The following is a 13,296-nucleotide window of genomic DNA, read 5'->3' as shown; positions in this document are numbered from 1 at the left end:
TGCGCACATGGATGCGCCCGGTCCGGCCCGAAGAGGTTCGGGCCGGGCCGGGCGTGGGATGGACTCACGAGGGGCGGCGGACGGCGTCGGCCCGGCCACGGCACGTCGGGCGGTCCTCAGCCCTGCCGGGCCACCACTTCGGCGATCTGCGGCGCCGCCGACCCTGCGCTCCAGACGAGGCGTACGGCATCGGCCGCGCCGCCCCCGACGGTCACTTCGGTGTACGGGCCGTCGAGCGAACCGACGGTCCGCCACTCCCCGCCGGCGTCCCGCAGCTGGATATCGGCGCGGCCCACGGCCCCGCTCGGCTGGAGGACGGTGACGGAGCGCACGGGGCGTTCGGCGACGAGCCCCATCTCCAGCGCCTCCCCGGCCTCCGGGGCACGTGCCGCCCGGTAGACGGTGGACGGGTCCCCGTCGGATGCCGCCCGCAGCGAGGATCCGGGCGCGGCGGGCGGTCCGCCGGTCACCGCTCCGTCCTCGGTGGCGACGGCGAACTCCCGTACGACGAGCCAGCTGTCCTGGCCCGCGGTCGCCCGCGCCCGCACGTAGCGGGCCTTCGTTCCGGCGGGCGCGGCCGTGGTGACGTCCGGCCTCCCGGAGAAGGCGGCGAGCAGCTGCCAGCTCTGCCCGTCGGCCGAGTACTCCAGCACCCCCTCGTGGAGGTAGTCCTCGGTGCTGCCGGGCTTGGCCATGGCGAGGGTGATGTCGCCGATGTCCCGCGCCCGGCCCAGGTCCACGGTGATCCGGTCACCGGCGGCGGGCGCCCCGTCGCTCCAGAAGTAGGTGGAGTCGTCACCGTCCAGCATCCGCGCGGGCGTATTGCTCTGGTACGTGCCCAGGCTGGTCGACACCGAGGGCCGCCCGCTCATCCCGAGGATCCGGTCGTGCTCGGCCTTGGCGGCGTCGATGAACCGGTCCAGTACCCCGTCCCCGACGACGACCGGCACCTCGTGGCCGTCGAGGCCCGTGTACGTGAAGGACTTCGCCGCGGCGACCTGCGCGGGCAGCTGCTGCCGGAGTTCCCAGGCCCGTGCGCCCTTTCCGGCGCGGGCCGCCTCGACCATGCCCAGGGCGGTCCGGGCGGCAGCGGCCCAGGACTCGGTGGCGTCCAGCCAGGGGCCGGAGTCGGCGATGAAGCCGCGGTCCGGGAGGTGGCCCCGCAACCGGTCGGGGGCGGAGCCGAGCACAGCGAGCACCGAGCTGAGCCGCGCGGCGTCGCCGGAGGCCCAGTAGCCGGCGAACTCCGCCGCCAGTTCGGGGGCCTGGTCCTTGTTGAGGGCCGAGCTGTAGTTGGCGTCGGCGAAGGCCCGCAGCGCCTTCTCGGTACGGGGGTCTGCGCCCGCGTACTCCTTCAGTCCCTCGCTCCATGAGGTGCGGGGGTCGTACGCGGCGTCGTTCCAGGCGTAGTCGGAAACGGTGTGGAGCGCGATCTTCGAGGCGTACGGCTGGATCATCGGGTTGGCGGTGATCCCGGCCAGCCTGCCGGGCAGCCCCTTCTCCCGTCCATTGAACGGCCCGAGCAGCAACCGGCTGGTCGCGTAGTCGTTGACCGGGTAGTTGTCCCAGGTCAGGATCGGGTGGCCGAAGACCGTGCGGGCGGCCTCGGCCTGTGCGACAGTCATGGTCGGCGCGACGACACCGACCCCGGTCCATTCGACGAGGACATCGGGGTCGAGCTGCTCGGCCAGCGCCTTCTTGTACGGCGACGCGGCGACGTCGTAGTACTCGGTGGGGACCATCTGGAGCGGCTGGGCGCCCGGGTGGGTGGAGATGAACTCCTTGTTGACCCGGTTGAGCAGATGGGCCTGCGCCGCACCCGCCGCACCGCCGCCGGTCCCCCACTTCGCCTTGTCCTCGGCGCAGTTCCAGTCGGTGTAGCTGATGTCGTCGAGCGGCACGGCGAAGGTCCGTACGCCGATGTCCCACATCGTCTGGAACTTGTCGACCAGGGCCTTGGCGTCGGCATCCGAGCTGTAGCAGACGGAGAGGCCGGGCGAGAGCGCGTAGGTGAACTCGACGTGCCGCTCGACGGCCCGGCCGGTGAGCTCCTTGATCTGGGCCAGCCGGTCGGCGGGGTAGGCGTCGCGCCACTTCGCGCGGAGATACGGGTCGTCCTTCGGCGAGTACACATAGATGTTCATCTTGTGCTCGCCGTAGTAGTCGAGCTGGTCGAGCCGGGCCTCGTGCGACCACGGGGTGCCGTAGAAGCCCTCGATGACGCCGCGCAGTGCGGTGCCGGGCCAGTCCCGCACGGCGAGTCCGGCGACCTCGGCACCCGGGCGCTCGGCCTGCGGCAGGACTTGACGCAGGGTCTGCGCGGCGTAGTACGTGCCGGTGGTGTCCTTGCCGGCGAGGACGATGCGCCCGGCGCCGACACCGAGGACATAACCGTCGGCGGGCAGCGCGGACGGCCCGTCGAGGTGCTGGGCGGCGAGCGCGGCGGAGTCACCGACATGGACGGTGAGCCCGCTCCTGCCGGGTCTGTCGCCGCGTACGACGCGCTGCGCGCCGGCCCGGCGCAACGCGGCCTCCACCACCTTCAGGGACGGCTCGTCGCAGACCGGGCCCACCACCAGGGTGACGGTGGGGCTGATGGTGATCCGGTCGGGCCGGCTCTTCACGGACTGCGGGGTCGGCGTGATGGCGGGGGTCCGCCGCCCCTCCGCGGCTTTCGCCGGGACGGCGGTCGGGGCGCTGCCGGCTGCCCGGGCGGGCGGCGCGGCGGCCAGCAGACCGCCTGCGAACAGGGTCGCCGCCAGACCGAACGCGGTGAGACGGGGTGGGCGTGGCGTCACAGGTCCTCCATTGATCACTCAGGTCACCGGAGTCGCACAACACAACAACACTGAATTCAACATCGCGTCGATGACATGTCAATGGTCTGGACAACATCAACACGCGGACCTGCGCTTTTGCCATCAGAAGCAGCATCCATGCGCACGTGGCGGAGAACATCCACACGCTTCACTCCACCCAGAAATACCCCCAGGGGTATGGGTGCTAATCTGGAGGACAGATACCCCCCGGGGTAAAATGAATCCGAAAGGAGCCGTGTCATGTTCTTCGTCGACACCATGGAGACGACGGGCCTCGGCAACCGCAGCTATCTGGCGGGCGGCCGGCGGGCCGCCGTGGTCGTGGATCCGCCGCGCGACATCGACCGGGTCATCTCGGCGGCCGCCCGGCGCGGTGTGCGGATCGCCCTGGTGGTGGAGACGCATCTGCACAACGACTACGTGACCGGCGGTCTGGAACTGGCGCGTATCACCGGGGCCCGGTACCTGGTGCCGGCCGCGGCGGAGGTCTCCTTCACCCGCGTTCCGGTCGCCGACGGCGACACGGCACCGGTCGACGACGGCCTCGCCCTGCGCGCGCTCGCCACTCCCGGGCACACCCCGCACCACACCTCGTACGTGCTGGAGGAGCACGACCGCGCCGTCGCCGCCTTCACCGGAGGCTCGCTGCTGATCGGCAGCGTGGGGCGGCCCGACCTGGTGGAACCGCGGCTCACCGCCGAACTGGCCCGCGCCCAGCACGCCTCCGCGCACCGGCTCGCCGACGAGCTCGAAGACGCCGTTCCCGTGCTGCCGACACATGGCTTCGGCAGCTTCTGTTCCTCCTCGCAGGCCGAGGGAACAGCGACGACCATCGGCGACGAGCGCACGTACAACGACGCACTGGTCAAGGACGTGGACACCTTTGTCGCCGAGCTGCTCGCCGGCCTCGACGACATACCCGCCTACTACGCGCACATGGGACCGGCCAACGCGGCGGGCCCCGATCCGCTCGATCTGACCCCGCCCGGCACGGCCGATGCGGAGGAGATCGCCCGCCGGCTGGCCGCGGGCGAGTGGGTGGTGGATCTGCGCAGCCGGGTGGCGTTCGCCGAGGGTCATGTCGCCGGATCATTCAATTTCGAGGGCGAGGGACAGCTCGCGACCTATCTGGCCTGGCTGATCCCGTGGGGGAAGCCGGTCACTCTGCTGTCGAACACGGCCGCCGAAGTTGCGGAAGCACAGCGGGAGTTGTCGCGAGTCGCCATGGGCCGGCCGGTGGCCGCGGCCACCGGTGACCCCGAGGACTGGGTGCGCGAGCCCGCAGAACTGCGGTCCTTCCGCAGGTCCGACTTCGCGGGCCTGGCGGCGGCTCGGGCGCGCGGCGAGGACCTGGTGGTTCTCGATGTGCGCAGGAACGCCGAACAGAGCACCGGCGCCCTCACGGAGGCGGTTCACATCCCGGTCCACGAGTTGCCCCGACGGCTGGACGAGGTGCCGCCGGGCGTCGTGTGGGTGCACTGCGCGGGCGGGATGCGGGCGGCGATCGCGGCGTCGCTGCTGGATGCGGCGGGGCGTGAGGTGGTGGCCGTCGACGACGGTTTCGATGCGGCGGCAGCGGCGGGCCTGAGCCTGACCGTCCCCGCTTCCGCCGACTCCCCCATGCCCGCGGCCTGACCGCAGGACATCGGCACCCAGCACCCGCACCCGAGGAACGATCTCCATGTCTTCCCTGATGTCCTTCTTCCGTCGCGGCCCCGGCCGCCTGACCCCGGCCGAGGCCGCCCGGCGGACCGCCGACGGCACGGCGGTGCTGCTCGACGTACGTGAATCGTCCGAGTGGCACGCCGGGCACGCGCCGGATGCGGTCCATCCGCCGTTGTCCCGGCTCGCCGAGGGCGCCTCGCTGCCGGCCTCGGCGCGGGGCCGTCAGGTGATGGTGATCTGCCGCCTCGACAACCGGTCCCGGCGGGCGGCCCGGATACTCGCCGACCGCGGCTCACAGGCCGTCCACGTCGCGGGCGGCATGACCGCGTGGGCCGCCGACGGACTGCCCGTGCGCGACCGGCGCGGCGCGGCGGGAACCGTCGCATGAGCACACTGATCCTGGCGCTGACCGCCGGGGCGGTGGTGGGTCTGGCGCTCGGTGGGCTGGGCGGCGGCGGAAGCGTACTCGCCGTTCCCGCGCTGATCTACCTGCTCGGCTTCACCCCGGCCGCCGCCACCACCGCCGGCCTGCTCATCGTGATCGTCACGTCCCTCACCGGGCTGGTCGCCCATGCCAGGGAAGGCAGGGTCCGCTGGCGCACCGGAGGGCTCTTCGCGGCGGCCGGTATCGTTCCGGCCGCGCTCGCCGGGGCGCTGTCCGCGCGGATTCCGTCCGGTGTGCTCACCGCGGCATTCGCCGGGCTCGCGGTGGTCGCCGCCGTACGGATGCTCCGCCCCCGGACCGGGCCGACGCCCCAGGACTCCGTGTCCGCCGGGCGGGCCGCAGGGGCGGGCGCCGGACTCGGTGCCGTGACCGGGTTTCTCGGCGTGGGCGGCGGATTTCTCGCGGTGCCCGCGCTGGTCGCCGTCGTGGCCGTCCCGATGAGCGCGGCGGTGGGCACCAGCCTGCTGGTCATCACGGTGAACTCCACGGCCGCCCTGGTCACCCGCCTCGCCACACCGACCGCGCTGGACTGGACGGTGATCGCCCCGTTCGCGGCGACGGCGGTGCTCGGGGCCTGGGACGGGCAGCGCCTGGCCGCGAAGGTGTCCACGGCGGCGCTGCAACGGATCTTCGGCGCGGCGCTGCTGGCCGTGGCCGTCGTCATGCTCGTCGACGCCGTGACATGAGCCACGGCGTCGCCCCCCGGCGGCCGGCTCCCGGCCCGACTCAGGCCAGCGAGAGAAAGAGCTTCTCCAGTCGCGCCCGCATCTGCTCGCGGTCCGCCGGTTCGGTGCCGCCGTCGGCCATGCAGTGCTGCAGGCCCGTCGCGATGATCGCGAATCCGGCCCGGTCGAGCGCCCGGGAGACGGCCGCCATCTGCGTGATGACGTCCTCGCAGTCCCGGCCCTCCTCGATCATCTTGATGATCCCGGCGAGCTGGCCCTGAGCGCGGCGAAGGCGGTTGAGAACCGATTTCAGTTCGTCGGCCGCCATGTCGAGTTCCACAACATCCTCCTCCTGATACCCCGAGGGGTATTCTAACCTGAATGGGGAAGGAGTGGCCGAGTCCCTCCTCATCCCCGGTGAACGAAAGGAAACACTTCTCGTGACCAGCCCCGACTCCCTCTCCCCGGCCCAGGCCGCGGCCCGTCTCGCGGAGCTCACCGTCATCGATGTGCGAGCCCCCGGCGAATACGCCTCCGGGCACGTTCCCGGTGCTCTGAACATCCCGCTGGACCGCCTCCCCGAGGCCGTGCCCGCCCTGAAGTCCGCCGCGGCCCGCGGCTCACTCCTCATGGTGTGTGCCTCCGGTGTCCGCTCCACCCGGGCCTGCGACATTCTCGCGGCGGCCGACATCGACGCCGTGACCCTGTCGGGCGGCACCTCCGCGTGGGAGGGCGAGGGCCGCGATCTCGACCGTCCGGCCGGGGCCCGGGCGACCTGGCCGATGGACCGTCAGGTCCGGCTCGCCGCGGGTTCGCTGGTGGTCGCCGGCCTGCTGGCCGGGGTGCGCTTCCCGGCCGCGCGCTGGCTCACGGCGGGCATCGGCTCCGGGCTCGTCGTCTCCGCCGTGACCAACACGTGCGGGATGGCGGCGGCCCTGTCGAAGCTTCCGTACAACCGCGCCCCGCGCTCGGCCGCGAGCCTGGACGCGACGCTGGACGCCCTCCGGAGCTGACGGGCCACGCAACGGGAGGAGCCGGTCGCACCTGGTGCGACCGGCTCCTCCCGTTGCGGAAACGGCTCAGACCTCGTCCCGGGCCAGGGCGAGCAGCCGGTCCAGTACCCGCGGTCCCCCGGCACGCAGCCCGTCGTGCTCGTACTCGTCGGTCACCCAGGTACGCAGCCCACGGATCGCCGCCGCCGTGCGGAGTGCGTGACCGGTGTCGACGTACATGTCGTCGTGGTAGACGGCGGCGGCGACCGGCACCTCGTTGGCGGCCAGGCGCTCGGGGTCGTACAGCGGGGCCCAGTCGGTACGGGAGGCCAGCAGTTCCGCGGTCTCGCGCAGCGGGCGCAGCGCCGGGTCGACCTCGAAGTGCCAGGGATGGATGCTCTCACCGGTGAAGAGCACCGGGCCGTCGCCCTCCAGCGCCGTGACCGCGTCGAACTGCGGGAATTCGGCACGGACCCGCTCGGCGGCCCATCCGGTGGGCCGCTCGCCCTGGCCGTAGATCGCCTCGTGCATCAGCGCGTACAGCGGATGTCCGGCGAACGAGCTCGCCGTGCGCATGGCCTCCTGGAACGTGTCGGAGAGCTCGGTGCCGAACGGCGTGCGGACGAAGGCGTTCTCCAGCAGGTAGTGCAGCTGGTGACTGCCGGTGCCGCCGCCCAGCATGATGCCGAGGGACTGGAACCCCTCGGGCGTCAGACGGTGTCCCGCGCTCTGTGGGCGGTGCTCCGCGAGGTGAGCGGTGATCTCGCGGACGCGCTCGACGTCCTGCGGGTAGCGGGCGTAGTGGGCGGCGACCTTGCGCTCGATCCGCGGGTAGGCGGCCCGGTAGACGTCGTCGGCATGTGCGTCCAGCGAGGGCAGCCCGCCGGTGATGAGGACGGTCCTGAGCCCTTCGGGGGCGGCCGACAGGTAGCGGACGGCGCAGAAGCCGCCGAAGGACTGGCCGAGGACCGTCCACGGTTCGCCTCCGGTCAGCTGCGGACGGATCAGCTCGCAGTCGCGCACGATGTTGTCGGACCGGAAGTGGGCCAGGTAGTCGGCCTGCTCGCGCGGACCTCCGCGCAGTGGCAGGGTCTGCCGGTTGGCCGGGGTGGACAGGCCGGTGCCACGCTGGTCGAGGAGCAGCACCCGGAATTCCTGCACGGCCCGTCCCAGCCATGCCTCCGTGCCGATGAAGCGCCGGGCGCCGAAGCCGGGGCCGCCCTCCAGATAGACCAGCCAGGGCAGTTCCTCCCCGGCCCTGCCGCCGGCCACGGCCTCCCTGCCGAAGACCTCGATCTGCTCACCGCCCGGATCGGTGTGATCGAGCGGGACGGTGAAATAGCGGTCGGTGAAGACGATGCCGGGCTGCCGGTAGCTGCTCACGAGGTGCTCCTGAATCAGATGTGCCACGGACAGTTCAGCACACGGCCGTGACACGGACAGTCGCGGCCCGTGTGCGGCAGGCCCGGGGGCCTCCTACCGTGCAGGCATGATCCGGTTCGAGCAGGTCGGCAAGGTCTATCCGGACGGGACGAGCGCGGTCGACGGACTCTCCTTCGAAGTCGCCGAGGGAGAACTGGTCACCCTCGTCGGACCGTCCGGCTGCGGCAAGACCACCACGATGATGATGGTGAACCGGCTGATCGAGCCGTCGTCCGGCCGGATCCTGGTCGACGGCCAGGACATCTCCGGCGTCGACCCGGTGCGGCTGCGCCGCCGGATCGGGTACGTCATCCAGCAGGTCGGGCTCTTCCCGCACCGCACGGTCCTGGACAACACCGCGACCGTTCCCGCGCTGATCGGCTGGAAACGGGCGAGGGCGCGGCGGCGGGCGGCCGAACTGCTGGATCTGGTGGGCCTCGACCCGAAGACGTACGGTTCCCGCTATCCCGCGCAGCTCTCCGGAGGCCAGCGCCAACGGGTGGGCGTGGCGCGGGCATTGGCCGCCGATCCGCCGGTGCTGCTGATGGACGAGCCGTTCGGTGCGGTCGACCCGGTGGTGCGGGAGCGGCTGCAGAACGAATTCCTGAGCCTGCAGCGGACGGTCAGGAAGACGGTCCTGATGGTGACCCATGACATCGAGGAGGCTGTCCGGATGGGCGACCGCATCGCGGTGTACGGGGCCGGGCGCATCGAGCAGTTCGACAGCCCGGGGGCCGTGCTCGGGTCTCCCGCCACCCCCTACGTGGCACGGTTCGTCGGCACCGACCGGGGTCTGAAGCGCCTTTCGGTGACCGCGATCGAGCCCGACGATCTGGAGGAGCCGCCGGTCGCCCGGCTGGACGAACCGGTCCGGTCGGCGGCGGCACGGCTGAGCGGTGCGGGTGCCCGGTGGGCGGTGGTGCTGAACGGTGCGGGTGATCTGCACGGCTGGGTGTCGGCGGACGCGCTGCGGATCGCCGGGGAGCACGGCACGGTCGGCGAACTGGCCCGCCGGATGGACGCCTGGGTGCCGGTCGGCGCCTCGCTGAAGCGGGCGTTCAGCGAGATGCTTCAGCACGACGCGGGGTGGGTCGCGGTGCTGGAGGGGTCACGGTTCCTCGGCGTGCTGACCCCGGCCGGGCTCCACGAGGCGCTGCGCCGCTCGGTGGATGCGGACGCGCGAGGGGTGGGACGGCACGAGGTGCAGTTCGACTCGGTGTCGGACGCGTAGGAAGCGGTCGTGGGCGCGGCCCGGCCGGCCGGGACATGCCGTTCTGTGCGCGCGCCCCGGCCGCCCGTCCTACCGGCCGCGCCGGTAACTGCTGCCGTCCTTGGGCCGGACCAGCAGACCGGCGACGACCAGGTGGCGGCGCAGTGCCGAGCAGTCCTCGTGCACCGTGAGCAGTGCCTCGTTGACCTCGCGCTCGGTGTAGGTCCGGTCCCGCTCGAAGAGCGTCTCGGCGAGGTGGACCAGCACCTGCTCGCGGCGGGCCGTCTTGCGGGGGATCGCCGTCAGACGGCCGTGCGAGAAGAGGGCGGCGACCTGATGCTGCGGACCGCTGGAATCGTTGTCGGGCATGGGAGGGAGCGTCGCAGCCCCCAGGACCGCGGGCAACGTGTTTTCGCATCGCCCGCGGGCCGCCCGGTCCACACCGATGGCCCCTGGAGCCGGTCGCCCGCCTCGTGGAGCGCGACGTCCTCGGCGGCACACCGTCCGCCCCCGTACGGTGTGATCAGCCATGGCCACGGTGATCCTTCACCCCGCGAAGAAGGCGGTCCCGCATGTCCCTGTTCGATCTGCCCCTCGACGAGCTGCGCGACTACCGCAGCCGGTCGGTGGAGCCGGAGGACTTCGACGCATTCTGGTCGAAGACCCTCGACGAGGCCGGTTCCCACGACCTCGACGCCCGGTTCGAGCTGCGTACGGACACGGGACTCACGACCGTCGACGTGTACGACGTGACGTTCGCGGGCTTCGGCGGGCACCCGGTCAAGGGCTGGTTCGTGCTTCCGGCCGGCACCACGAAACCGCTGCCGGTGGTCGTGGAGTTCATCGGCTACGGCGGCGGGCGGGGCCTGGCCCACACCCATCTGCTCTGGGCGTCGGCCGGTTTCGCCCACTTCGTGATGGACACCCGGGGACAGGGCAGCGGCTGGCTCGTCGGGGACACCGCCGACCCGGTGGGCAGTGCGCCTTCGTACCCCGGTTTCATGACCCGCGGTATCGAGGACCCGCACGGGTTCTACTACCGGCGGGTGTTCACCGACGCGGTGCGTGCGGTGGAGGCGGCCCGCTCTCATCCGCTGACCGACGCGGCGCGCACCGCGGCCGTCGGGGTGAGTCAGGGCGGCGGCATCACGCTCGCCGTCGGCGGCCTGATTCCCGATCTCGCGGCGATCGCACCGGACGTCCCGTTCCTGTGCGACTTTCCGCGTGCGCTCACCGTCACCGACCGGAACCCGTACCGCGAGGTGGGCAGCTACCTCAAGACGCACCGGGGCCGGGCCGAGCGGGCGAGGGCCACCCTGTCCTACTTCGACGGGGTGCACTTCGCCGCACGCGGGCGGGCACCGGCGTTGTTCTCCACGGCGCTGGAGGACATGACCTGCCCGCCCTCGACCGTCTTCGCCGCCTTCAACGCCTACGCCCACCAGGACAAGGCCATCGAGGTGTACGACTTCAACGACCACGAGGGCGGCGGACCGTTCCAGCAGGCCGTGCAGCTGGGCTGGTTGCCCGGAAAACTGCGGGCCTGATCCGGGGGACGGCCCTCAGCCTCGCGGGACGAGGCCCTTGGACTCCAGGTAGGCACGTGCCACGTCCTCGGGCAGCCGTCGCCAGCTGTCGACCTGCTCGTCGAGCCGGGCCAGGTCGGCGGTGGTGAGCACGGTGTTGAGCCGGTCCAGCGCCCTGCGCACGCCCTCGCCGCCGGCCCGGGACCGGTTGACGACGGGGACGAGGTAGTCGGCGTTCTGCAGGTGCTTGTCGTCGGCGAGCAGGACGAGGCCGAAGTTGTCGAGGGTGGCGTCGGTGGTGGTGGTCAGGACCATCTGGTCCTGACCGTTCTGCACGGCCTGTTTGGCCTGGGTGGTGCCGACTCCCTTGGGGTCCACGGCCGTGATGCGGATGCCGTACGTCTTCTTCAGCCCGGGTGCGCAGTAGGGGCGCTGCACGCACTCGTCGCCGGCGGCCAGGCGTACGGGCAGCTTCGACCTGCCCAGGTCGCCGAGCGTCCTCAGGTGGTGCTTCGCCGCGTACGGGGCGGCGACCGCGAAGGCGTTCTGGTCGATGGCCCGCCCGGGGTCGAGGACGGTGAGGCCGCGGGGCGCCACGAGGGAGCGCAGGGCCTTCATGGTGGCGGCGAGATCGGGCGATCCGACGGGGGCCGCGTCGGCACCGTTCCGCTTGGCGTTCAGCCAGTCGGCGAAGGTGGCGGCGTACTCCGGTACGACGTCGATCTGGCCGCTCTCCAGCGCCGGTTCGTAGATCTCGCGGTTGCCGACGGAGATGATCTCCGTGGAGTAGCCGGCCCGGCCGAGCAGTGCCGCGTACATCTGGGCGAGCAGATCGCTCTCGGTGAAGCCCGCGGAGCCGATGGTGAGGTGTTTGCTGTCGCCCGGCGGTGCGGTGACCTCGCCCCGGTCCTCCAGGGAGGGCCCGGTGAAGCAGGCCGCTGCCAACAGGAGCACCGCCAGTGCGGGGAGGGCTGCGCGCGGGCTCACCCGGATTCCCCGCCGCGGGAGCGGTCGGGGACGAGCCGTTGCGCCGCTTCGAAGAGCCCTTCGACGATCAGGGCGAAGGCGGCGACGAGGACCGCCCCGGCGACCACCTGTGCCGTGGAGGCGAGGTTGAAGCCCGCGGTGATGATGCGGCCGAGTCCCCCGCCGCCCGCCAGCGCCGCGAGGGTGGCGGTCGCGACGAGTTGGACGGCGGCGATCCGGACGCCGGTGAGGATCAGCGGCAGGGCGAGCGGAATCTCGACGCCCAGCATCACCTGCCGGCCCGTCATGCCCATCCCCCTGGCCGCCCGTACGGCATCGCGATCGACCTCGCGCACGCCGACGTAGGCGTTGGTGAGCAGCGGCGGGACGGCGAAGAGCACGAGCGCGATGACGGTCGGCCACTCGCCGTACCTGCCGATCGGCGTGAGGAGCAGCAGCACCAGCACGGCGAAGGTGGGGACGGCGCGGCCGATGTTGGAGATGTTGACGGCCGGCGCGCCGCCCCTGCCGAGATGGCCGAGGACCAGGGCGACGGGCAGCGCGATCAGGCAGCTGATCAGCAGGCAGACCACGGTGAGGAACAGATGCTGGCCGAGCCTGTTCCAGATGCCGTCGTCGCCGGACCAGTGCGCCGGGGCCGTGAGCCAGGACCAGGCGTCGGCGAGGGTGTTCACGACTGCCTCCGGGTCCAGGGGGTCAGGACGCGTTGCGCGAGAAGGAGCAGCAGGTCGGCGGCGACGGCGATGACGACGCAGAGGACGGATGCGGTGAGCACCTGGGCCTTGAAGTAGGTGTTCATCCCGGAGTAGATGAGATTGCCGAGCCCGCCGTGGCCGACGATCGCGCCGACCGTGACCAGGGAGACCGTGGAGACGGTCGCGATGCGCAGTCCGGCCATGGCGGCGGGCAGGGCGAGGGGAAGCTCCACGGCCAGGAGGAGCCGGACAGGGCCGTACCCCATGCCGCGTGCGGCCTGCCCGGTCTCCTCGGGTACGGCGCGCAGTCCGGCGAGGATGTTCCGGACGAGGAGGGTGAGCGAGTAGAGGACGAGACCGGCGACGACGAGCGAGGCGGAGAGGCCGTACACCGGCAGCAGCAGCGAGAACATGGCGAGCGACGGCACGGTGTAGAGGATCGTCGTGACACCGAGGACGGGGCCCGCCGCCCAGCGGCGGTGGCGTGCCGCCAGGGCGAGCGGAACGGCGAGGACCAGCCCGATGAGTACGGAGACCGCGGTGAGCTGAAGGTGCTCGACCACGGCGTCCCAGAGAATCTCGCGACGGCTGGTCAGATAGGCGCCGCAGAGCCACTCGTTGCGCGCGAGGCAGTCGTCGGGGGGCGCGGTCACCCGTCCATTGGAGCGCGGGGGCCGGGCGGACGCGCGTCCTGATCGACCGTCCGGGGGCGGAGAGGTCCGCGTGCGCGTGGCGCCCTCGCTTCGACAACCGTCTACGCGATGGCCGGCTGGGGTGCGGTGTGCGTTCTCGGCGCCGTGATCAGCTCGCTCACGCTCCTCGTGTGGGCGGTGACCCGCGGGGACACGGCCGGAGCGTCCCCGGCTTCCG

Annotated in this window: 13 protein-coding genes; 6 read left to right on the top strand and 7 right to left on the bottom strand. The window is 72.0% G+C overall.

Going from position 1 to position 13,296, the window contains the following annotated elements:
• Window positions 1-116: 116 nt before the first annotated feature.
• Complete coding sequence (locus ACF08M_RS07420) at window positions 117-2,798, bottom strand: beta-N-acetylglucosaminidase domain-containing protein (protein ID WP_392184278.1); 2,682 nt, start codon at window positions 2,796-2,798, stop codon at window positions 117-119.
• 261 nt (window positions 2,799-3,059) lie between these two features.
• On the opposite strand from ACF08M_RS07420, the gene ACF08M_RS07415 reads away from it, so the two are divergent.
• From ACF08M_RS07415 to ACF08M_RS07405, 3 genes are read left to right on the top strand one after another with little or no spacing between them, the layout of a single operon-like run.
• Complete coding sequence (locus ACF08M_RS07415) at window positions 3,060-4,454, top strand: rhodanese-like domain-containing protein (protein ID WP_392184277.1); 1,395 nt, start codon at window positions 3,060-3,062, stop codon at window positions 4,452-4,454.
• Between the two features lie 46 nt (window positions 4,455-4,500).
• Complete coding sequence (locus ACF08M_RS07410) at window positions 4,501-4,872, top strand: rhodanese-like domain-containing protein (protein ID WP_392184276.1); 372 nt, start codon at window positions 4,501-4,503, stop codon at window positions 4,870-4,872.
• Window positions 4,869-5,615 (top strand): sulfite exporter TauE/SafE family protein, encoded by a 747-nt coding sequence (locus tag ACF08M_RS07405; protein ID WP_392184275.1) that lies wholly within the window; start codon window positions 4,869-4,871, stop codon window positions 5,613-5,615. The genes ACF08M_RS07410 and ACF08M_RS07405 overlap by 4 nt, the downstream gene beginning before the upstream one ends.
• Window positions 5,616-5,655: 40 nt before the next feature.
• Here ACF08M_RS07405 and ACF08M_RS07400 read toward each other — a convergent pair whose 3' ends face one another.
• Entirely contained in the window at window positions 5,656-5,934 is a 279-nt protein-coding gene (locus ACF08M_RS07400; RefSeq protein ID WP_392184274.1) for a metal-sensitive transcriptional regulator, read from the bottom strand.
• Window positions 5,935-6,034: 100 nt separating this feature from the next.
• On the opposite strand from ACF08M_RS07400, the gene ACF08M_RS07395 reads away from it, so the two are divergent.
• Window positions 6,035-6,607, top strand: coding sequence for a rhodanese-like domain-containing protein (locus tag ACF08M_RS07395; protein ID WP_392184273.1), 573 nt, complete (start codon window positions 6,035-6,037; stop codon window positions 6,605-6,607).
• A gap of 66 nt (window positions 6,608-6,673) precedes the next feature.
• On the opposite strand, the gene ACF08M_RS07390 is transcribed toward ACF08M_RS07395, so the two are convergent.
• The gene (locus ACF08M_RS07390; protein ID WP_392184272.1) at window positions 6,674-7,969 is read right to left on the bottom strand and encodes an alpha/beta fold hydrolase; all 1,296 of its coding nucleotides are present in this window, start codon (window positions 7,967-7,969) and stop codon (window positions 6,674-6,676) included.
• 106 nt (window positions 7,970-8,075) lie between these two features.
• Here ACF08M_RS07390 and ACF08M_RS07385 point away from each other — a divergent pair, with 106 nt between their 5' ends.
• Window positions 8,076-9,239 (top strand): ABC transporter ATP-binding protein, encoded by a 1,164-nt coding sequence (locus tag ACF08M_RS07385; RefSeq protein ID WP_392184271.1) that lies wholly within the window; start codon window positions 8,076-8,078, stop codon window positions 9,237-9,239.
• Between the two features lie 69 nt (window positions 9,240-9,308).
• On the opposite strand, the gene ACF08M_RS07380 is transcribed toward ACF08M_RS07385, so the two are convergent.
• Entirely contained in the window at window positions 9,309-9,587 is a 279-nt protein-coding gene (locus ACF08M_RS07380) for a DUF2087 domain-containing protein (RefSeq protein ID WP_392184270.1), read from the bottom strand.
• Between the two features lie 203 nt (window positions 9,588-9,790).
• On the opposite strand from ACF08M_RS07380, the gene ACF08M_RS07375 reads away from it, so the two are divergent.
• Window positions 9,791-10,765 carry an acetylxylan esterase gene (locus ACF08M_RS07375; RefSeq protein ID WP_392184269.1) on the top strand — a complete coding sequence of 325 codons (975 nt, stop codon included), beginning with the start codon at window positions 9,791-9,793 and terminating at the stop codon, window positions 10,763-10,765.
• Between the two features lie 15 nt (window positions 10,766-10,780).
• Here ACF08M_RS07375 and ACF08M_RS07370 read toward each other — a convergent pair whose 3' ends face one another.
• The 3 genes from ACF08M_RS07370 to ACF08M_RS07360 are packed head-to-tail and all read right to left on the bottom strand — an operon-like array spanning window position 10,781 to window position 13,079.
• Complete coding sequence (locus tag ACF08M_RS07370; RefSeq protein WP_392184477.1) at window positions 10,781-11,737, bottom strand: ABC transporter substrate-binding protein; 957 nt, start codon at window positions 11,735-11,737, stop codon at window positions 10,781-10,783.
• A complete protein-coding gene (locus tag ACF08M_RS07365; protein WP_392184268.1) occupies window positions 11,728-12,405 on the bottom strand; it encodes an ABC transporter permease in 678 nt (225 codons plus the stop codon). The genes ACF08M_RS07370 and ACF08M_RS07365 overlap by 10 nt, the downstream gene beginning before the upstream one ends.
• Window positions 12,402-13,079 carry an ABC transporter permease gene (locus ACF08M_RS07360; protein WP_392184267.1) on the bottom strand — a complete coding sequence of 226 codons (678 nt, stop codon included), beginning with the start codon at window positions 13,077-13,079 and terminating at the stop codon, window positions 12,402-12,404. Before ACF08M_RS07360 ends, ACF08M_RS07365 begins: the two co-directional genes overlap by 4 nt.
• Between the last annotated feature and the right edge of the window lie 217 nt (window positions 13,080-13,296).

This window comes from Streptomyces sp. NPDC015032 (assembly GCF_043080425.1).
In the GTDB taxonomy this organism is placed as follows: domain Bacteria; phylum Actinomycetota; class Actinomycetes; order Streptomycetales; family Streptomycetaceae; genus Streptomyces.
This window is presented reverse-complemented; position numbering and strand designations above follow the sequence as displayed.